At 33.2% G+C, this 22,533-nt stretch carries 17 protein-coding genes and 1 tRNA gene; 6 read left to right on the forward strand and 12 right to left on the reverse strand.

Translation table 11 applies throughout. From position 1 onward, the window contains the following. Positions 1 to 647 precede the first annotated feature (647 nt). From J3U57_RS07535 to hemA, 6 genes are all read right to left on the reverse strand, one after another. The gene (locus J3U57_RS07535) at positions 648 to 2,036 is read right to left on the reverse strand and encodes a hypothetical protein (RefSeq protein ID WP_267344076.1); all 1,389 of its coding nucleotides are present in this window, start codon (positions 2,034 to 2,036) and stop codon (positions 648 to 650) included. 1,483 nt (positions 2,037 to 3,519) lie between these two features. Next, on the reverse strand, positions 3,520 to 4,911 hold the full coding sequence (locus J3U57_RS07540) for a hypothetical protein (RefSeq protein ID WP_267344075.1): 1,392 nt from the start codon (positions 4,909 to 4,911) through the stop codon (positions 3,520 to 3,522). A gap of 751 nt (positions 4,912 to 5,662) precedes the next feature. After that, a complete protein-coding gene (locus J3U57_RS07545; RefSeq protein WP_267344074.1) occupies positions 5,663 to 7,306 on the reverse strand; it encodes a hypothetical protein in 1,644 nt (547 codons plus the stop codon). Positions 7,307 to 7,781: 475 nt separating this feature from the next. Then, positions 7,782 to 7,868, reverse strand: a tRNA-Leu gene (locus tag J3U57_RS07550). A 101-nt stretch (positions 7,869 to 7,969) separates the two neighbouring features. Continuing rightward, a complete protein-coding gene (locus tag J3U57_RS07555; RefSeq protein ID WP_267334259.1) occupies positions 7,970 to 8,209 on the reverse strand; it encodes a zinc ribbon domain-containing protein in 240 nt (79 codons plus the stop codon). 396 nt (positions 8,210 to 8,605) lie between these two features. Continuing rightward, on the reverse strand, positions 8,606 to 9,877 hold the full coding sequence (gene hemA, locus J3U57_RS07560) for a glutamyl-tRNA reductase (protein ID WP_267334258.1): 1,272 nt from the start codon (positions 9,875 to 9,877) through the stop codon (positions 8,606 to 8,608). Between the two features lie 161 nt (positions 9,878 to 10,038). On the opposite strand from hemA, the gene lolB reads away from it, so the two are divergent. Together lolB and ispE are read left to right on the forward strand one after the other, a co-directional pair. Continuing rightward, complete coding sequence (lolB, locus tag J3U57_RS07565; protein WP_267334257.1) at positions 10,039 to 10,659, forward strand: lipoprotein insertase outer membrane protein LolB; 621 nt, start codon at positions 10,039 to 10,041, stop codon at positions 10,657 to 10,659. Positions 10,660 to 10,668: 9 nt separating this feature from the next. Continuing rightward, complete coding sequence (ispE, locus tag J3U57_RS07570; RefSeq protein WP_416379667.1) at positions 10,669 to 11,508, forward strand: 4-(cytidine 5'-diphospho)-2-C-methyl-D-erythritol kinase; 840 nt, start codon at positions 10,669 to 10,671, stop codon at positions 11,506 to 11,508. Positions 11,509 to 11,613: 105 nt separating this feature from the next. Here the strand turns inward: ispE and J3U57_RS07575 are convergent, their stop codons facing one another. From J3U57_RS07575 to J3U57_RS07590, 4 genes are all read right to left on the reverse strand, one after another. Continuing rightward, a complete protein-coding gene (locus J3U57_RS07575) occupies positions 11,614 to 12,264 on the reverse strand; it encodes a DUF421 domain-containing protein (RefSeq protein WP_267344072.1) in 651 nt (216 codons plus the stop codon). 140 nt (positions 12,265 to 12,404) lie between these two features. Then, positions 12,405 to 13,172, reverse strand: coding sequence for a transporter substrate-binding domain-containing protein (locus J3U57_RS07580; RefSeq protein ID WP_267344071.1), 768 nt, complete (start codon positions 13,170 to 13,172; stop codon positions 12,405 to 12,407). A 714-nt stretch (positions 13,173 to 13,886) separates the two neighbouring features. Then, positions 13,887 to 14,570, reverse strand: a complete 684-nt coding sequence (locus J3U57_RS07585) for a response regulator transcription factor (RefSeq protein WP_267344070.1) — start codon at positions 14,568 to 14,570, stop codon at positions 13,887 to 13,889. 2 nt (positions 14,571 to 14,572) lie between these two features. Next, the gene (locus J3U57_RS07590; protein ID WP_267344069.1) at positions 14,573 to 16,018 is read right to left on the reverse strand and encodes a sensor histidine kinase; all 1,446 of its coding nucleotides are present in this window, start codon (positions 16,016 to 16,018) and stop codon (positions 14,573 to 14,575) included. Between the two features lie 1,290 nt (positions 16,019 to 17,308). On the opposite strand from J3U57_RS07590, the gene apt reads away from it, so the two are divergent. The 4 genes from apt to J3U57_RS07610 all read left to right on the forward strand — a co-directional run bounded on the left by apt (position 17,309) and on the right by J3U57_RS07610 (position 21,064). Next, positions 17,309 to 17,860 (forward strand): adenine phosphoribosyltransferase, encoded by a 552-nt coding sequence (apt, locus tag J3U57_RS07595; RefSeq protein ID WP_267344068.1) that lies wholly within the window; start codon positions 17,309 to 17,311, stop codon positions 17,858 to 17,860. A 338-nt stretch (positions 17,861 to 18,198) separates the two neighbouring features. Beyond that, entirely contained in the window at positions 18,199 to 18,426 is a 228-nt protein-coding gene (locus tag J3U57_RS07600) for a PTS glucose transporter subunit IIA (protein ID WP_267344067.1), read from the forward strand. Between the two features lie 415 nt (positions 18,427 to 18,841). Further along, positions 18,842 to 19,612, forward strand: a complete 771-nt coding sequence (gene ddaH / locus J3U57_RS07605; RefSeq protein WP_267344066.1) for a dimethylargininase — start codon at positions 18,842 to 18,844, stop codon at positions 19,610 to 19,612. Between the two features lie 51 nt (positions 19,613 to 19,663). After that, positions 19,664 to 21,064 (forward strand): basic amino acid/polyamine antiporter, encoded by a 1,401-nt coding sequence (locus J3U57_RS07610; protein ID WP_267334251.1) that lies wholly within the window; start codon positions 19,664 to 19,666, stop codon positions 21,062 to 21,064. Between the two features lie 24 nt (positions 21,065 to 21,088). Here the strand turns inward: J3U57_RS07610 and J3U57_RS07615 are convergent, their stop codons facing one another. Further along, on the reverse strand, positions 21,089 to 21,835 hold the full coding sequence (locus J3U57_RS07615) for a tRNA1(Val) (adenine(37)-N6)-methyltransferase (protein WP_267344065.1): 747 nt from the start codon (positions 21,833 to 21,835) through the stop codon (positions 21,089 to 21,091). Next, on the reverse strand, positions 21,825 to 22,496 hold the full coding sequence (nfi, locus tag J3U57_RS07620; protein ID WP_267344064.1) for a deoxyribonuclease V: 672 nt from the start codon (positions 22,494 to 22,496) through the stop codon (positions 21,825 to 21,827). The genes J3U57_RS07615 and nfi overlap by 11 nt, the downstream gene beginning before the upstream one ends. Between the last annotated feature and the right edge of the window lie 37 nt (positions 22,497 to 22,533).

A 22,533-nucleotide genomic window follows, 5' to 3' on the forward strand; every position in this document is an offset into this window, starting at 1 on the left:
TATGTTAAATGGCTATAAATCAAGCTTAAATAAGCTTAATTTTCGGAATTATAAGGCTATGATAAAAAAAAGCCACTCATTCAGCCGAATTATTTGTAAAGAAATGTAAATAACACCATAAATAATAAATGTTAATAGCCTTTAAATAGTCAAATATAGTTAAAATATAGCGGATTATTTTTTTATTCAAAAATATATCACCCGCTTGTTTATTAAAGTTCTGAATAGATTTTATGGAATTTAGATGGGTTAAGATTGTTGATTTTAAGTCGTTCATCTAAAACGATGTAAAAAGTAAAATAACTGAAGAAACACAATGCAACACTTTTTTCACTCAATAACGTTAACGTTTGTAAGGAATATCTAAAATATAATCAGTTATTTACTGTTTTAAATGAATATATTTCCATTATAAATCTTTAAAATTAAGATTATTTTTCCTAAAAAATTTATTTTAGTCTTTAAAATCGTGGTTTTGATCATTTAATAATTTTTAAGCGGAATTTAGGACCTTCTATCCCCGCTACTCAACTTTCTTGCGATAAACACACAACCCATTCGCCTCAATCGAGGCGAATGGGTTAAGTTTCGACATCATAAAGTTTTGGAAAATCTACGCTATTTTACTCTCCCCCCCAAAATAAGAACTAAGGTTTGAGTTCTGAAGCACAAATCCCATAGTACAAACCTGCAGGCGTTACCCAATGAATAAGTCCGTAGTCGCCGTGCGCATAATACCAGTAGTCACCATGGGAGTATTTGTCATTAGTCCAATAATACCAATAAAAGTTAGCATTAGTGTAATATAGCATATAACCCCACTCAGAAAAAAGACCAGCCCCGATGTGACGTTGGAAATAATTACCCGATGATACAGGTGTAGCAGTAATTATATCGTCATATGGATAAACAGCATTGGTTAAATCCCTTACATTAGGAAGTTGATAACCTATATTTTTACACCAAGATAGTTGGTCGTTGTAATTTCCCATAACGGTTCCACGATTGACAAACCACTGCTTTAATTCAAATCCATATTTAGCGACAGCGTTACCACTACTGTCACGACCAACTAACTCGAATGTCTGGGGTAAAGATGGTTTAGCTATTTTATCCGGCACTCGAGAATTCCATTGTGATGAGGTTGCAGCAGGACCAGTTAAGGTAACGCGAACACTAGTTTTTGTTGAATTAGTCATCGTCGCTGTAATTCCACTATGAGAAACCGGCTCCCAAGTTAATGCCTGATCAGTATTGCTAATATCTAAATCAAAGAACAAACCATTAGCTCCAGTAGTCGGGAAATTTGAACTATAAGATGATGGTGTAGCTGTTTGAGTTAGGAAACCTTTACTATAATGCCAGATATTTTCGGGACCTGCATAGATACCTATGTTATATACCAAATTACTCGGTTTAGCAAAACAAACCCCTGGTGATTCTTTAGGATTAAAATAATAGCTAACATTATCTGCACCGAACTTAATGCTATTAGGAAAGCCATAACGAGTGGTTAATGTGCTTTCGGTACTAGTTAATGTAGCTTTATAAGGCGCGTTACAATACATTGGTACGGTATTTCGTGATACAGTTCTATTATTTTTATCAACAATAGACAAACTTAGACTGCCTGTAGCTGTAACATCAGAATCACCATCATCATCTCCCCAATAATTATAATTTGAATCAATAAGAGTATTTAAATCGACGGAATTAGTATCAGTAGGAACCAACATCCCTATATCAGCAAAACTCTGATCTACATCAGGTAAGACGATTGGTGTTACAGTTGAAGGGTTGGTTGAAGGTGTGTATTGTGTACCGTCGGATAAAGTAATACCTAACAGCCCCTCAGTCGTGGTGACTTTAGTTACCCCATTATCAAAAGTTAAATAGGGTTCACTACCATGAATAACATGTACCGTAGTCACCGATAACGCTTGAGTGGTAGTGGCATACAGCAATAATAACCATGGCATCGATGCTAAAGCAAGTTTAGATAACTGGCCTGATGCTTGAGTTTGCGTATAAATCAATGTTGGACGTAAGATTAACCTTAAATTTATCGCTTTAAGTAAGCGATAGCATAACGCTAAACTAAATGTGCATCTTTTACTTACACTGACTGCTAAAAAACGAGGGGGAGTTACCTTACTTTGATGAAATAAGTTAAGAGTAGAAGTCAGAATTGAATTAAGCTTCAACCTAAAGAGAGATTGGTGAGTTTTTAAAACATTGTTTTCCCATCGCCGGGGGCTATAATTATATTTCATGGTGCTCCATTAGTAAACTAATCCGTTATTTTATTTTATTTTTTTATGTTAAATGGTCATAATTTAAGCTTAATGAACTTAAATGAAACTTAAATAAAGCTTAAATAAGCTTAATTTTTGGAATTATAAGGTTATGATAAAAAAAAGCCACTCATTCAACCGGATTATTTGTAAAGAAATGTAAATAATACCATAAATAATAAACTCTCATAGCCTTTAAATAGCCAGATCTCTTTGAAATATAACGGATTATTTTTTTATTCGAAAATATATCACCCGCTTGTTTATTAAAGTTCTGAATAGATTTTATGGAATTTAGATGGGATAAAATTTCGGACGTTGCTTGGTTTGTAACGTTTTATTTTCGGTGAAAACGCCCGAGTAAAGAGAGGTTTATGTGATCTTCCCCAAATTACTCGCACCATCCATTTTTGCTAACTAACTCTGTCGGTTCGGGTTACCCTTTCCGCAGCAATTTTACATTAGCAGCTTAGCCTTTATTACCTCTTATGTACTATCCATAATTTAAGAATTAATTTGATGTTCTAGACGTTAACGCTTGGCTAAAATAGGAAGTTACAAGCAAAAAACAAGCAATAGCACTAAAAAGATCTGTCAGGATAATTTGGTTTGATAAAAAGATTGACGCAAGAATAGGAAAAACGATCGCACGAAAGCTCGTGATATTTTACTTATCTTCGTGTAAAAATAGAATTCTGTGGAAAATGTATTTTGTGATCTTAACTTTAACAAATTTAAATTATCGTTTTGATCTGTAGAAAATTATAATCCCCATGTGAAAACTCTATCAATTAATCATTTGATTAATTTATTAATTTTATTGATTCAGGTTGATTTTTAGTCGTTCATCTAAAACGATGTAAAAAGTAAAATAACTGAAGAAACACAATGCAACACTTTTTTCACTCAATAACGTTAACGTTTGTAAGGAAGATCTAAAATATAATCAGTTATTTACTGTTTTAAATGAATATATTTCCATTATAAATCTTTAAAATTAAGATTATTTTTCCTAAAAAATTTATTTTAGTCTTTAAAATCGTGGTTTTGATCATTTAATAATTTTTAAGCGGAATTTAGGGCCTTCTATCCCCGCTACTCAACTTTTTTGCGATAAACACACAAACCATTCGCCTCAATCGAGGCGAATGGGTTAAGTTTCGACACTATAAATTTGTTACAAAAACCTACGCTATTTTACTCTCTCTCCACCAAAAAATAACAACTAAGGTTTGAGTTCTGAAGCACAAATCCCATAGTAGAAACCTGCAGGCGTTACCCAATGAATAAGTCCGTAGTCGCCGTGCGCATAATACCAGTAGTCACCATGGGAGTATTTGTCATTAGTCCAATAATACCAATAAAAGTTAGCATTAGTGTAATATAGCATATAGCCCCATTCAGAAAAAAGACCAGCCCCGATTTGACGTTGGAAATAATTACCCGATGAGACAGGTGTAGCAGTAATTATATCGTCATCTGATGGATAAACAGCATTGGTTAAATCCCTTACATTAGGAAGTTGATAACCTATATTTTTACACCAAGATAGTTGGTCGTTGTAATTTCCCATAACGGTTCCACGATTGACAAACCACTGCTTTAATTCAAATCCATATTTAGCGACAGCGTTACCACTACTATCACGACCAATTAACTCGAATGTCTGGGGTAAAGATGGTTTAGCTATTTTATCCGGCTCTCGGGAATTCCATTGTGATGAGGTTGCAGCAGGACCAGTTAAGGTAACGCGAACACTAGTTTTTGTCGAATTAGTCATCGTCGCTGTAATTCCACTATGAGAAACCGGCTCCCAAGTTAATGCCTGATCAGTATTGCTAATATCTAAATCAAAGAACAAACCATTAGCTCCAGTAGTCGGGAAATTTGAACCATAAGATGATGGTGTAGCTGTTTGAGTTAGGAAACCTTTACTATAATGCCAGATATTTTCGGGACCTGCATAGATACCTATGTTATATACCAAATTACTCGGTTTAGCAAAACAAACCCCTGGTGATTCTTTAGGATTAAAATAATAGCTAACATTACCTGCACCAAACTTAATGCTATTAGGAAAGCCATAACGAGTGGTCAATGTGCTTTCGGTATTAGTTAATGTAGCTTTATAAGGCGCGTTACAATACATTGGTACGGTATTTCGTGATACAGTTCTATTATTTTTATCAACAATAGACAAACTTAGACTGCCTGTAGCTGTAACATCAGAATCACCATCATCATCCCTCCAATAATTATAATTTGAATCAATAAGAGTATTTAAATCGACGGAATTAGTATCAGTAGGAACCAACATCCCTATATCAGCAAAACTCTGATCTGCATCAGGTAAGACGATTGGTGTTACTGATGAAGGGTTGGTTGAAGGTGTGTATTGTGTACCGTCGGATAAAGTAATACCTAACAGCCCCTCAGTCGTGGTGACTTTAGTCTTACCATTATCAAAAGTTAAATAGGGCGCACTACCATGAATAACTTGCGCCGTCGTTGCCGATAACGCTTGAGTCGTAGTGGCGTACAGCAATAGTAACCATGACATCGATGCTAAAGTCAGTTTAGATAACTGGCCTGATGCTTGAGTTTGCGTAAAAAACAAGGTTGGACGTAAGATTAACCTTAAATTTATCGCTTTAAGTAAGCGATAGCATAACGCTAAATTAAATGTGCATCTTTTGCTTACACTAATTGCTAAAAAACGAGGGTAAGTTACCTTGCTTTGATGAAATAAGTTAGGTGTAGAAGTAAGAGTTGAATTAAGCTTCAACCTAAAGAGAGATTGGGGAGTTTTTAAAACATTGTTTTGCCAGCGCTGGTGTCTGGTGTCTGGTGTCTATAATTATACTTCATGGTGCTCCATTCGTCAACTAATCTGTTATTTTATTTCGTTTTTTTATGTTAAGTGGCTATAAATCAAACTTAAATTAAGCTTAATTTTTAAAATTATAAGGTTATGATAAAAAAAAGCCACTCATTCAGCCGAATTATTTGTAAAGAAATGTAAATAATACCATAAATAATAAACTCTCATAGCCTTTAAATAGTCAGATATCTTTGAAATATAACCGATTATTTTCTATTCAAAAATATATCACCCGCTTGTTTATTAAATTTCTGAATAGATTTTATGGAATTTAGATGGGTTAAAATTTCGGACGTTGCTTGTTTTGTAACGTTTTCTTTCGGTGAAAACACCCGAGTAAAGAGGGGTTTATGTGCCCTTCCCCAAATTACTCGTACCATCCATTTTTGCTAACCAACTCTGTCGGCTCGGCTTACCCCTGCCGCTGCAACTTTACATTTGCAGTTTAGCCTTTATTACCTCTTATTGCCTTCCTGTGATTTAAAGATTAAGGATAGGCGCAAACCCCAATATAAAAGTTGCGAGGACCGTCGCCTCGAGCGAGAACACTACCATCGGTAATCTTAACAATAAAGCTTTGAGAATTGTCATTGCCAATTGCCCAAATAGAACCGCTAGAATTATTATTCAGGTCATTTCCCCATTCAGGGATCAAACCTGCACCAATATTACGATTTGAATAGTTACCTGTTACTGATGATGGTACCCCACCAGTCCAGGATCCTCCGGTGGCGTTTGTTAAATCTTTTATCTTTGGCATACGATAGCCTATCATTGCTGAACACCAGGAGTTTTGATTCGCAAAGGAAACACCTTTACTGAACCCTCGCAGGATAAACCACTGCTTTAATACAAAACCATATTTTAATACCGCTGTATTATTACTATCATAACCGACTATTTCGAAGGTTTGTGGCAAAATAGGAGTAGCAACAGAACCTGGCGATGCTGAATTCTGTTGGGCGGTTGTTGCCGTCGGACCATTGAGAGTGACTTCAACATAATATGGAAAATTTGGATCTGTTATCATATTGGCGGTAATCCCACCATGAGAAACGGGTGGCCACGTTAATGATGTGACATCAATACCACCTAAGTCAATATAAAAAGATAGTTCATCAGCACCGGTTGTAGGAAAATTACGACTGTAGCTTGCTGGCTCAGTTGATTGTACAAAAAAGCCTTTATACGGATCCCAGATATTGGTCGGACCGTATAAATTTTCAGGATAGCTCATCAGATCTGAACTTGGTTTAATGGCACAAATGGTCGGAGTACCTTTAGAATTAATATAATAAGTGGCACTACTACCCACGAAACTACGATTATTTGGTACCCCATACTGCGTAGTTAAACTAACATCAGTACTAGTTAATTCTAATGTGTAAGGCGCATCACAGATATTTAATATTTCATTACGATTACTTTGAAACAGTTCATATTTATTAGTAATATTGACACTTAAGCTACCCGTAATTGTAACGCCATTAGCACCCTGGCCATCACCATCATCATCCCCCCAATAATGATAAGGTTCGCCAATAAAAGCACTTAAGTCAATGGAATCGGCATCGGTAGGTACCAACATATCAATATCGGCAAAGCTCTGGTTAAGTTCTGGGAGTATTATTGGTTTAGCTTTGCTTGATGTGTTATTAGCTGGAGTGATGCGCGTACCATCGGATAAGGTAATACCAAGCAACCCATCACTAGTGGTAATTTTAGTTATACCATTATCAAGAGTCAAATAAGGTTCATTACCATTAATTACCTGCACTGTAACGGCCGATAGTGCTTGAGTAGTAGTGGTATAGGGCAATATTAACAACAGTATTAACGCTAAATAGCGCTTTATATTGAAAACAATATATGGCGGACGATTAACCAATAATAGCTGTCGTCGACAATGATGTTGGGAGCTGGGTTGGCGAACGTGCGATACTAAACCACATAGCAACCTCTGCCTAAAATTAGATACGCAATCACACTTTAATTTGAGCAGAAAACGAGGGACTAAATCGAATACTAAACTAAGTTTTAAATTAAGCTTTAGGTGTAATAAATCAACTAAGGTGTGTTGATATAGATTTTTGACGTAAGGCTGCCAATGCCTTGTGTCTTTATAAAGCATAACGCACAATCCTTTAAACAACTTTATGTTTTATTTACACTTTTCCATTTTGGTGCGCAAAAAAACTAAACGATTAATTTAACGCTCAAAGTATAGCATCTTAGTAAAATTTAACTACCGATTAACGGCGATTATTTGTAAAGAATGGTAAATGAATAGGGAATGTTATTACTATATGAAAGTTATTAATTTCTGCTTATAAGTTATTTAGCTAAAATTGCGAGAAAGTAGAAAAATAGACTTAAGTCAGTAACGTTCTTGTCATGCTTATTAACCTTAATATATAAAGGCATTAAAGCCATATTACCGATGCATGCCATTATTGAAGCCAATGTACCTGTCTGTGTATTAAATATTGTACTTGATTTGATTTAATACTGGTGAAAGTTGATTGATAAAAAAGCGAATTGATAGGCCTATTCGAAATAGTTTTTAAATATAAATCAATTTTTAACTGGTGTGATATTAGCTAGCTTGGTGCCAGTGGTCGGACTCGAACCGACACGCTTTTAAGGGCGGCGGATTTTGAATCCGCTGCGTCTACCAATTTCGCCACACTGGCACTTAATGTGTAAAGAAGTAAACGTTGGCATTATACTAAGCTTTACAATATCTGCAACAGTTATTCTTGCAAACTGTTTTAGTTGCCTAAAATTCCAACTATTACCGACGTTTCCATGCTGGAAGTTTTTTTAAGATTATATAAGCGGTTTGCTTAGCAACAGAATAATCTATATTGTGATTTTTTGCATAACGTAATGTGACTTCTTGCCATTTTTCGTCAAACGTTTTCATACTACCATCTTGATGTGCACAGTGTTTACAATAATTTTTAGACATATCGTGCAATGGATAATCACCAATAGTTGTCATTGGCATGCCACAAGCAATACACATTTTCATAGCAACATCTCGTTTGAATGATTAAAAAATTAAAAATTTTATTTTCAATACAATGTTGAAAATGCTACTCCGAGTTTAAGTCGATTACAAGACACCGTGAAGCAATAGACAATAAAAATAAAATTAAGTGATTTAATATAATAGTTAGGTCTTATTGTTAATAAAGATATAATTAGTTTAGGCAAAAAAACATATTTCTTATCTTAATCAATATGTTAGATATTAAAAATTATTTTTAACAAAATATAATTCAGCCATTACTAACTCTGTTAGCAATAGTTACTTTTTATTTGATCATCTCAATAAAATCATAAGAAAATTTAATTCAAAGTTTAGTCAGCAACGATAACCGAATTTGAAGATTGATGATATTTATCAATCAAGATCAGAAATTAATTAATGATCTTTCAAACCTAAACCTTTACTTAATACTTTAAAGCAATCATCACAATCATGTGTCGCTGCTTGTAACAAGGTTTGCGTTGGTGCATGAATAAGTTTATTCGTCAATTTATGCGAAAATTCAGCAAAGACTTCATCTATATTGGCACCTTGCTTAATGGCATTAAGTGCTTTATATTCTAATTCTTTCTTAATATGTTCGGCATTAGTACGATATTGCTTAACAAAATTAACAGCCTGCCTAGCTTTAAGCCAATCGATAAATTGTTCAGCTTGTTCTTGAATAATATATTGCGCCTGCTTGGCCGCAATTGAGCGCTGCTGTAAATTACTTTCAACCGTTTTTTGGAGATCATCAATGGTATAAAGATGAACATGATTAAGTTGATTAATCTCTTCTTCTACATCACGAGGAACAGCTAAGTCTATAAATAACATTTTGCGGTTATTTCTTGCTACCAATGTCCGCTCAACCATGCCTTTACCAATAATAGGTAAAGGGCTTGCCGTTGAACTGATTACAATATCAACATCTTTAAGTCGATTGGCAATATCTGGTAATGAAATAATTTCTGCATCAATTAGCGAGGCAAGTTTTAATGCTTTTTCACGGGTACGATTTGCAACAATAACATGATTAAAACCGTGCGGCTTTAAGTACCGAGAAATAAGCTCGATGGTCTCTCCTGCCCCAACTAACATCACATTTAATTGTGGAGTATCAGTAAAAAGGTTTCTAGCAATTAAACAAGCAGCATAAGCAACAGAAGCAGTATTAGCACCAATATTGGTTTCACTACGAACGGTTTTGGCAACATGAAAAATTTTTTGAAATAATTTTTCTAATGTTAATGACAAACAATGATTTTTTTGCGCCTGCATATACGCAGCTTTTACTTGTCCTAAAATTTGTGGCTCACCAATAATCATGGAATCGATGCCACTTGCAACCGACATCAAATGTTCAACCGCTTGTTGACCTTCATACCAATAAATGGCGTTTTGATACTGAGCAATATCAACATGATGAAATTGACCTAACCAAATCTCAACAGACTGTTTTAATTTTAGAAAATCAGTATCATGCTCGTAACTTAAATAGATTTCTGTGCGGTTACACGTAGACACAATAACACACCCTTCAACTAAAGGATGTTGATAAAGGCTATATAATGCTTTATCCACAATTTCATTGGGAAAAGCGATTTTTTCCCTTAATGAAAGTGGTGCAGTTTTATGGTTAACACCTAATATTGTAATTGACATTGCTTTGTTTCTATTATGAGTGATATAACGATATTATTAAGCGTTTTATTATTTTTATTATACATAAAAAAACAATAAAGGTTAATTACAGTTACTTTTTCTTATTCTAACGATTTTCAGTTATAATAAATTTATATTAGGCAATTTTAATGGGCTAATTCATGACTAAAATCAATTATCTATTTATTATCGTTTTATCTTTGTTTATGACTGCTTGCCAAGTCAGCCAACAACAAAACTCGACATCTATTGTAAACCAATGGCAAAATCATCAGCACGATCTTGAACAGATAAATACGTTTCAAGTTAATGGAAGTATTGCTCATTTCAGCAACAAAACCCGTAGTTATGGTCGCTTTTTAATTAACCAACAATCAGATGATCGTTTCGACATAAAATTGACCACTCCTGTTGGAACTAGCATCTTGAGCCTAAAAGTAGAACCTAATTATGCACAACTTATTGATAAAGATGGTAATAATTATAATGGCAATAATATCGAAGATTTGATGAGTAAGGTGTCTAACGTTAATATTCCACTAAACTCCCTTCATAATTGGTTAAAAGGTTATTCTAATAATAGTTCTGCCGATAAATTAGATAAATCAGGCAGATTAACCGCGACTGAATTTATACAGAATAATAATAAATGGCAGTTAAAGATTGCGAGTTACTCAACGTATACTTTTAGAAATAAAAAAATTGATCTACCATCGTCAATTGAGCTAAATCATAATGATGAGCTTATTCGTTTAAAAATTAGTAACTGGATCTTACGATAGTAGGTAATCATAATGAAACAGTGGTTATCGCCTGCAAAGCTGAATTTATTTTTATATATAACGGGTCGCCGTCCAGATAATTACCATAATTTACAAACGTTGTTTCAATTTATTGATTTATGCGACAGCCTCACTTTTAACTTGCGTAAAGATAATAAAATTAATTTATTAACGCCTTTTGATAACGTTCCTTATGATAAAAATTTAATCGTTATTGCTGCACAGTGTTTAAAAAACTATACTCAACGCCTCGATCTAGGCATTGATATTACCATCAACAAGAAAATACCTATGGGTGGGGGGCTTGGTGGCGCTTCATCAAATGCAGCCACAGTATTAGTTGCGCTCAATGAGTTATGGCAACTCGCTTTACCAATGGAAACATTAATTACTCTAGGACGAAAGCTTGGCGCAGATGTGCCTATTTTTATCTATGGGCACGCGGCATTTGCTGAGGGAATTGGTGACCAGCTACAATCTGTTGATTATCAAGAAAATTGGTATTTAATTACTTACCCCAATATTGAGATTTCGACAGTCGAAATCTTTAATGATCCCGGACTAAAACGTGATACTCCTGTTCGCACTATTGAGCAACTGCTTTCTCAACCATTCGAGGCGTTCAGCAACGATTGCGAAAATATTGTCGGTAAACGTTATCCTAAAGTACATCAAATTATTAGCTACCTATCGCAATTTGCGCCGACCAAACTGACAGGTACTGGAGCTTGTGTATTTAGCTTATGTCACTCGCAGCAGCAAGCGCAAGAAATACAATCAACACTTAATAAGTTTTCGGTAGAAAGTTTTATTACGCGATCGCTAAATACCTCACCGTTATATCAATAGTTATCTATAATTTTAGAGAAGCATCGGTTAAAAATACCTTAACTTTCACAATAAGGTTAAGGTTTATTCAAAAAAAATTCGGTTTAAAAACACCATTGTTAATTTTTATTGCTTGACCGATTCAACGGGAATAATAAATAGATGTTTATCATAATATTCAACGCAATATAATCCTTCATAGCTGGTATAGCCTTGCTCGTTCAATTTGGCTTTTAACCAATCTTCATTTTTATCAATCGATTGTAACGCTTCATCATTTGGTTTTTCGTTTTCAAGAACAATAACAGATATATCCTTATCACCTTTTTTCACAATAGTTAGCTGACCATTAGGCTCAAGAATTGCTTTTTCAACAGCATTAATAGTAAAAATATTTTTCATCCTTAATAATACTGCAAAGCTAGCAAAATCAATATTTACACCAGCAAAAGCATCTAACTTAATTTTACCTTTATCCATTAATATAATTGGATTACCGACAATAAAAGCTTTTGCATTTTGACTTCTTTTCTTCAGATAATTAGAGGTATACATAATAGTTGTCCACATCAACAACACCACTAAAAAATCAAACACTGTTAATTTAGGATTATAAATAATACCGCCTGCAATACCACCTAAAATCATATTACCGATAAAATCAATGCTCGACATTTGAGATAACGAAGTTTTTCCGGTTATTTTTAAAAATAAAATTATACAAATAAAAACAACCAATAATTTGAATGCAATAACTAAAAAATCATGATAATCCATACTTGTATCACCCCTATAATGATATTGCCAAAATTACACAATCAATGAAAAAGTTATTCAGCTTAAAACAGAGTTTTAAAGCCGAATTTCACTTTATTTTTATAACCTTCGCTATCAACTGAAAGAAGTAAATTTAATGATCAATTAAGATGCGTAATGACACCCCATTTTATTGCAAGCTGTTCTTTATTTGAATTTGGTAACCAATTATTAATTTCATCCATTAATTTTTTATTATTCAACTGTACCATGTAAGCTTTATAACTTTCGGTACCTTCGAATGGCTTAACTGTCGCTAAACATAAGACATTAGGCTCTTTGTTTTCATAATAATGACCTTCGATCAGATCTGTCACCATCATATCAGCGGTTTTATCACGTAACGCTTGAAGATTATCAATATTATTTTTTACACGAATGATGTGTGCAGTATGAATATTTTGATTTACAAAGCTTTCATTGGTCCCACCAGGGTTAACGACAACTTTAACATTAGGTTGGTTAATGGCGTCTAAATTTGATAATTGAGGTGCCATATCACATGCGGCTAACGCAATCTTACCATTAGGAACAACTTGGTCAGATAGTAAAAATTTAGCTGCACGATCTTTGGTGTAGGTCACGCCACCCATTGCAACATCATACTTATCAGCAGCTAAATCTTGGGAAAGTGTGGGCCAGCTTGTAATATAAAATTCAGGTGTAACATTTAATTTTTTAGCTAAATCTTTTGCCATATCAATATCAAAACCAACCAACGAATTTTGATTATCATAGAAAGCAAGTGGTGCATAATCAGCAGGCACACCAATTCTAATTGTTTTTGAGCTGATGATTTCATCATAAGTACGAGCTTGAGTAAGTCCTGAGCAAAGCAATAATGCCATAATGGCAGTTAACTTTTTCATCTAATTATTCCTTTTAATAACCTGTTAGATCCAAATAAAAACATAAATAAGACAAATTAAATCAATTAATTTCATCTAAAAAGATTTAATTTCAATAGTTAATTTACTTCAACTTTACTATTAGATTGGATATTAAGCCATTTAGCAATCAATTTCTCACCTTGTAATAGTTTGTTTTTAGACTTTTGGATGAATAACTGTGAGTTTTTGATAGTCAGCTAGATTATTTTATGATTATTAAATTACATAAAGCAAAAGTTATGATCACCATAGATTTTTTTGAAAAACAATGCTAACTATCGATAATTGCTGTTTTTATAGCAATATATCAAACAAAAGAAGCAAAAATTGAGCTTATTGAAGTTTAAACAGCATAACTAGGACAAATTTAATGACTGCCCTATTTTCTTCTCAAAAAACATAGTTACCCTAAATGTAAAACATCCCTCCCCCAAAAAAAGATAACAAGTACATTGAAAAGAATGATTTAACATCCAACAGTAAAAATTTAAATGTCTACAATCTATTCAAACTAAAATATATAAGATAGATACAAAAAACATTATAGTCTGATTTCTTGAAGTTTATTTATGCCGCTCTATACCTGCAAGAACTAAAAATAGACAAAAATTGAATATAGAAAATTAGGAAGAATTCATAAAATAAATTCCCAAACATATTAGATCTATTGAATTGCACACAGAACCAACCCTTTTAATACCTATAACCAATACCATGAATTGTTTTAATCAAACAAGGGTTTAAAGGATTAATTTCAATTTGTTTGCGCAATTTTGAAATGTGTTGATCTATAGTTCGACTATTTGGCGAGTAATCATATCCCCAAACATAATCAAATAACGTGTCTCTAGTAACAACTTGATTTTTATGTTGATATAAGCATTCTAATATTCTGACTTCACGTAATGAAAGTTCGATAATCTGATCATTACGCTTAGCACATAATTCAATGGGATAGATTTTTAAATCCCCAAAAGGAAAAAAATCATTAACGAGTTGACTAGATTGCTTGGATTTCAAGCAACGTTTAACTATAGCTTTAATTCTAGCCCGTAATTCATGAACGCCAAATGGTTTACCCATATAATCATCTGCACCTAGTTCTAAGCCAATTACTCTATCAATCTCTTCATTTTTAACTGACAAAAATAAAATTGGAATATCTTCGTCAGATTTACGAATTTCACGGCAAACCGAATAACCATCAAGTTCTGGCATCATGATATCCAAAATAATAAAATCAGGCAGGCTTTGCCTGAATAATTTCAAAGCAATTTTACCATTGGCGGCTTCTATAACTTTATAGCCTTCTTGTTCTAAAATATCCGCAATTACCGTACGAATATTTTTATCATCTTCAGCAATTAAAATCTTCATGTTTACTCCGTCAAAATCAATGAGAAAGCAACACCTGGTTTTTGATTAGTTACTTCAATAGTTGCATTCAAATTATTTGCTAATTGCTTAGCAATTGTAAGTCCAATACCTGTGCCAGATAATCCTTCTGCAGATGATAAATTTATGCTGTAAAATGGTCTAAACATCTGTTCTAATAAATGATTAGGAATACCTTTACCATAATCACGAACAGTAACCATAATTTTATTTTTTTGTTTATTTAATACTAAATCAACTTTTTTACCATCCGATGCATATTTTTCAGCATTATTTAGAAAATTGCAGATTATATGCACAACACTATCTTCATCAGTATCAATAAAACACTCTTTTTTAGAGTTTATAATTAAATTGAATTGTAATGATTTACTGTCAAAAACTGGTTTAAATGTAGAATAAACTTGTCGAACAAGCTTTGTTATATTTACAGGCTTTATATTCAGTTTGATCATCTTATTAAAAGTCAAAACATTTTGAACTAACCGTGTTAACCGTTTGCTTTCACAAATAATAACATCTATATAATCAATTAGTTGACAGGGTTCATTACTTAATTTTTCTTTTAATATTTCGCTATATAGTATGATATTAGTTAAAGGAATCTTAAACTCGTGGGAAAGTTGATCTGCTAAATTTAGTTTTGGCTCAGCCCTACATAAAGTTTGAAAGTATTTTCGATAAAAATATATGATTGTAAGAATAAGTAATATAGTAAACAAAATAATCAAAAAAACAAAAAACGCATAAAAGTAAGTTAAAGATTTTGTTTCAAAATAATGGAGTACTTTCCAATATGAGGAAAGATAATCAAAATTAATTTTGATATTATTGTTATATAGTTTTTCTTTTGAATGGCTCTGCTTATCATAATTAAATAAAATAAAATGATTAGCTATTAATACTTTATCAGCAAAGAAAGGGGGGGCAATGTCTCTATTTATTGAATAAAATTCTGAACCTATTATGTTATTATCCTTAATTAACCAATAGATTATATGATTATAATCTTGGTACCAGCCAAACTTAGCTGGAAATAATTCTGATATGATACTGCGATTACTTAAAGTAGCTTTTTCATATTTGATTGGTTCTGTTAATTTAGTCCAATGTTTATGATTTGAAGTAATTAAACAGCTAATTTTATTTTTCTCAATTTTCAAGTAGTTTTGTATACTATTTTGAGTTTCCAGCAAACATTGAATATCATTTTTTTCATTTTTTAAATCCAAATTAAAACGATTAAAATACATCGAGTATTGACTAAAACAAGATTCAATCATAGTATTTATATTTTCAAAGCAAGCCTGCACTAGTTTTTGTCGGTTATTTGGGGTTATAACACCTTTATTTTCAGTACTCCACCAACTTAAATAGCTAATAGCAATAATAAATATAAAAATTGATAAAATTGCTGTTAATGTTTTCATAAATTAATTTTTATAATAGCAAACTGTTTAAATTAACATTGTTTTCATTGATGTTTTTACGATAAACGTCACACCACTTTCAATTCAAATTACCAAATAAAAAATAACTTCCACAGGTGTTCAACACCTAAAACTACTATGAAATTTTTAATCTTTTTAAGATACTCATAGAGTAATGGAGATTAAAGTTCAATTACTAAAGCTAAATTTATAAACCTATCACTTATTTGAATTAAGCAATACCGACATCAAACAAATTTGGGTTTAACCTTGTTTTTTTCTTGATAAAAATAACCATTAAAAGCTAAGCAACAACTTATTTTTGATAATTAACCTTATAATTTTTCTGTGAAAAATTTGTGCAATTATCATCTTTTTGTTAATTAAACTGTCTAATTATTGTATTTAATTGCAAAAAATTGTAAAAAAGCCATTTACAAAAAATTATTGGAACATGTTTTTATTATTAACAATAATTTTAAATTTTAGTTATATTACTTTGAATATTTGTTAAAAAAATTACTGATAATTTGTAACATACATTTTGATATCATCAATACAAATAATGCATTTATACTGCTCATTATATTAATCAAATTACGAGAAGTTATGTCAAAATCAATGATAATATTGAAATCATTTCGTTAGATTTACATATCATTTTCGATTGTAGTCAATTTTTATTAAATTTGACACATTTTCAATTAGTTGATGATATAACTTGATAATCTAATTGTTACAACTAATTTAGATCTATGACAATGTATTGAACCACAAAGAAAAATAATAAATCACTCTTATAATAGCAAGCTATTAATAGATTCATCTATCATAGGTGATCATGACAAAAAAATAAATAGCTATAAGTGTTGTATAAATTATTTATAAAGAAAAAGAAAAAGAAAAAGAAAAAGAAAAAGAAAAATAGTGTTTAGTTTTTATTTATTAATTCGTAAGTTAATTTTACAAAAAAATATCACTCAATTATTTAACCAGTAAATTGCTTATATTTTTCAATATAATAAAATAAAATTAATTATAAAATAATTAGGATTATTACTTTAACTAAGTGTTTAAGTAGCAGTCAAATTAAATCAACTATTCGAATAAACTTTCAAAAAAACGTCTAACTTTACATAATATTTACTGAATTAAATATTGATAATTAGATACAACTAAAATGGTAGTTACTAAAGTGCTAAAGACTCATTGATTATTGCCAGCATTGAGCGCAAAGGTATATAATAGAAGATTAGCCATTGTTATAGAAAAATGTAGAGAACATCTAACATGACTCATATACAAGAAAAACTTACACTGATTAAAAACAGTATTATCACTATTCCAGACTATCCTAAAAAAGGCATTTTATTTCGCGATATTACCAGTTTATTGGAAGATCCTATCGCGTTTAAGGCGTCTGTCGATCTATTAATTGATCATTATAAAGATAAAAAAATCGATAAAGTTGTGGGTACTGAAGCGCGAGGCTTTATCTTCGCTGCACCCATTGCATTAGCTTTAGGTGTTGGTTTTGTGCCGGTTAGAAAACCAAATAAGCTACCGCGTCATGTATTTAAAGAAGAATATCAACTTGAATATGGTACCGATACGCTCGAAATTCATTCCGATGCGATCAAATCGGGAGAGCGCGTATTGATTATTGATGATCTGTTGGCTACGGGTGGCACAGTTGCAGCGACAGCAAAATTAATACAACGATGTGGTGGAATTGCAGAAGATGCCGCTTTTGTTATTAACTTACCTGATTTACAAGGCAAAACCAAATTAACTCAAGCTGGAATCAATTGTTTTACACTCATTGATTTTGAAGGAAAGTAATCCACCTTTATAGTAGGGCGAAACTTTCGCCCTATTGCACTGGTAGCGTCCCATCTTTTCATCAATGTTATCGTAGAAAATCAAAGTAATTTTTTATCTATTGCACCTGCTCAAAAAAAACACTTATCGATGCAACATTCTGGACTGGCTATCGATTCCAAAGGGATTATTATGCTATTGGAATAGATATCAAAAGCAATATCAATTGTTGAAATAACCTTGTTATGCATAATAAATTAGTTAATACCCCCCCCTACAGAACAAATACTCAATGAGATAGTTCAAAACGTACCCTGTTACATTACAAACAATCAACCAATAAGACATCTATTTACCAATTGAGGGCAGTTGAATCAATTAACAAAGTGCTTGGCACTATCTTTTCTGAAAAAGTTGTTGATAAAAATGTTGTCATTGAGCCACTTAAAGTCATCGTTTATGCGCCTTTTGGTGGTAGAGAATGTGAGCTATTTCATACCAAACACGCCATGAGTTTAACATCCAAATTAGGTATTAAATTACTGATTCATATTGGACAAGAAACAGTCGCACTGGAAGGCAAATAGTTTAACACACTTATCAATACTGGCGACAAAATCAAAAAAGGCGATAACTTATTTAACACGATATCAATAGCTTAAAAAAGAAGAATATAATTAATTTGTTAACATCAATTGCGATAACCAACCGTAATAATTTTATGACAATTATAATACCCTTAGCCAACAATGATTAGCCATGATCGATTAATGATGCTATCAAAGCAAAGCTAAGCTAAGGATCACAAAACCAAGCACTCAAATAACAAAATTGTTACGTTCTATCATTAAAAAACCCGTCAAAGTCACAATCGTAAACTTCATTATTGACAAACAAATAAAATAATTGCATAAAAAATCACATTAATACTTGATTAAGCGCTTAATGTGAATTATTATTCAAAAATAAAGCATAATTATTAAAAAAGGAAATAAATAGAAAATGAAAAAATTTAGTCATATTATTGCCAGAACACCCGCTAAATCACTAATTAATGGGCTAACGTCAGCTAATTTAGGTAAACCCGATTATCAAAAAGCCTTAAATCAACATAATGATTATATTCGCGCTTTACAGCAATGCGATGTTGACATCACCATTCTTCCCGCTGATGAACGTTTTCCTGATTCTGTATTTGTTGAAGATGCCGTACTTTGTACGCCGCATTGTGCAATAATCACAAGGCCGGGCGCTGAAAGTCGACGAGATGAAACAACTATCATTGCCGATACCATTGAACGTTTTTATCCAAATAAAGTCGAAGCCATTACAGCGCCGGGAACGGTTGAAGCTGGCGATATTATGATGGTTGGTGATCATTATTATATTGGTTTATCGGCGCGTACCAATCAAGCTGGTGCCGATCAAATGATTACCATATTAAAAAAATATGGTATGACAGGATCGGTTGTCACTTTAGAAAAGGTTCTCCATTTAAAAACAGGCCTAGCCTATTTGGAAAATAATAATTTACTTGCAGCAGGCGAATTTATCACTAAGCCGGAATTTCAACACCTTAATATCATTGAGATCCCTGAACAAGAAAGTTATGCCGCTAACTGTATTTGGGTTAATGATCGCGTCATTATGCCAGCCGGTTATCCGATCACAAAAGCAAAAATCGAAGCATTAGGCTATCAAGTCATTGAAGTCGATACCTCTGAATATCGAAAGGTTGACGGTGGCGTCAGCTGTATGTCATTACGATTTTAATGTTGATGTATTAAATGACGCTATTTTTAACCCTTTAAAAAAGATAACAACATGAATACACCTACAAAAACAAAACTTGGTATTTTGCCACTAACCTTGTTAGTGGTAGGCAGTATTGTTGGCAGTGGTATTTTTAGTTTGCCGCAAAATATGGCCGAAGCATCGGGGGCTGGTTCGATTTTAATTGCTTGGGTAATAACCTTAATTGGCATGTTAATGCTAACACGAATCTTTCAATATTTGTCGATTCGATTTTACAAGATCAATGATGGATTATACGGTTATGTCCGTGAAGGTTTTGGTGATTATATCGGCTTTAATGCAGCATGGGGATATTGGATATCCGCCTGGATGTCTTGTGCCAGCTATTTAGTCATTTTATTCAGTGCATTAGGCTCGTTTGACTGTTTGCGTTTTTTTGGCAATGGTACCACATTGCCTGCTGTCATGGGTGGTTTGGTCTTTTTATGGATTGTCCATACTTTTATTTTAAAGGGAATTTATCGCGCATTTTTATTAAATTGTTTAGTCACATTGGCTAAAATTGTGCCCATTGGTTTGTTTATTATTTGCGTGATTCTTGCATTTAAAATCGATACCTTTAACACCAATTTTTGGGGAACACCACAATTAGGATCGGTCATCGATCAGGTCAAACATACCATGCTTTACACGGTATGGGTGTATTTAGGTATCGAAAGTGCGACGGTTTATGCGTCACGGGCAAAAACAATTTTAAGCATTAGCCGAGCAACCTTTTTCGGCTTTGCAATCACTAGTCTATTATTAGTATGTGTTTCGGTTTTATCGCTAGGAATCGTACCCCAACAAGAACTTGCCGAAATGAAGAATCCATCCATGGCTTGGGTGATCGAACGAGTGGTTGGCAGTTGGGGAGCGACATTTATAAATATTGGTTTAATTGTTTCGGTCAGTGGTGGGTTACTCTCTTGGTTATTACTTGCAGCCGAAATGCTATTTTTAACCGGACATGGTAACAGACACACTGTACCGAGTTATTTTGGTAAGATCAATAAAAACGGCACGCCTGTTAATGCATTGTGGCTAACTACCGCGCTAATTAGTGTTTTAATCATTCTTGCCCACTTCTATCAATCTGGCTATAACACCCTAATTCAACTCTCAACGTCAATGGTACTAATCCCCTACTTACTTTCGGCGCTATTTGTTTTTAAATTGGCGGTTAAACAACGAAAAACCGACTTAATTTTTATTGGTAGTATTGGTTCAATTTATGGATTTTGGTTGATTTATGCTGGAGGCATTGTTTACTTATTGCTCTCTATGATTTTATACAGTGTAGGTTTATTATTTTATCTCTATGCACGAAAACAACGATCACTCCCAGCTTTTAGTTTTTTACACGACAAAATCTATGCCTTAACTATTGTCATATTAGGGATGACTGCAATTCTATATTTTTATATGTAAAGCTATTAAACGAATTATCAAGCGTTATTTTCGAAACAGATAAAAATCGACCAATAAAGCTCGAAAATCATCGGAATAGCGCCCATCCTCATCTCGCATACAAAGATGCTGTTCCAAAACAGCATCACAAGGCTGAAAAGCAAAAGTCATTAATGACAAAGAAAAGGATTTGTTGGCAGAGTACTTAACTTTGAGTTCTTGCTGTAAATATAAATGATTAGACTTTGCTAATAACTTAAATTGATTGGATAAGTGATAAGGCAAAACCAAACAAAACCTACCCGTTATGCTTAATAACCGTTTTACAACATCAAGCAGCTGTTGATAGCTCAAACTTTCAGTATAGCGAGCCAGTTGCCTTTGGCGATCACGGCAATCAACGGCAGATTCAAAATAGGGAGGATTGGTAACAATCAGATCATAACAACCAGATGACTCTATTCTAAATTGATTGATATCTCCCTCAATGGCGTTAACCTTGCTAAAATCAGCAGAAAAGGCATTTTGCTGACACTGGTTTACAGCCTGTTTATCAATATCAATAGCATCAATCTGACAATCATGATTGATAAGGCGCGCGGCTAACATTAAAGCAATCACACCACAACCCGTGCCAATATCAAGTACCTGTTTAGGTGCATGTGTAATCGGTGCCCAGGCGCCTAATAAACAACTATCGGTTGTTACTTTCATTGGGCTTTTATCATGAGCGACAAAAAAATGTTTAAAGGTAAAACCACCTTTTTTGAGTGATAAATGATTATTTGGCATCAAGACTCTTTTTGAATAACGGTTTATTCGAAGCAATAGCATCAGCCCAACGCGTCGGTTCAGGCAAACGATAACCACGTAAACATAGATTAACCCATTTTAACGCACTATCTTGGCTAACACGATGACCAGATGAGATGAATAGTGGATTACAATTATTTTTACTTTGTAACACCCAACCAATTTGTTGTTGCTTATCAACTAATGGGGTAACTTGACCTGCTATTTTAGCGATCGGCGAAAATTGACCACATAGGCGTTTTTTTGCCACACCAATAGTTGGCATATCTAACAATAATCCTAAATGGCTGGCAATACCCAAACGCCTTGGATGCGCAACACCCTGACCATCGACCAACAAAAGATCCGGTTTATGCTTCACTTGCTGCCAAGCGCTAAGTAAAGCGGGATATTCACGAAACGATAAATAACCGGGAATATAAGGAAATTCAGTTTTTAAGCGTGCAATATGATACTCAACTACTTTAAAATCAGGATAAGTTAAAATGACAATAGCTGCTCGCGTGACATTACCATCATCTTCAAATCCAACATCGGTCCCCCCCACTAACTTTATTGCGGGATTAAAATCATCAACCAATTTTACCTGATTGGCTAAGCGTTGCTGGGATTGCTTTAATTGTACTAAATTGATAGACATTTTTATTCTGCTGGGTATTATTATCGGCAATAAAGTG

Origin of the sequence: Gilliamella sp. B3464, assembly GCF_026536145.1 — a bacterium.
In the GTDB taxonomy this organism is placed as follows: Bacteria; Pseudomonadota; Gammaproteobacteria; order Enterobacterales; family Orbaceae; genus Gilliamella.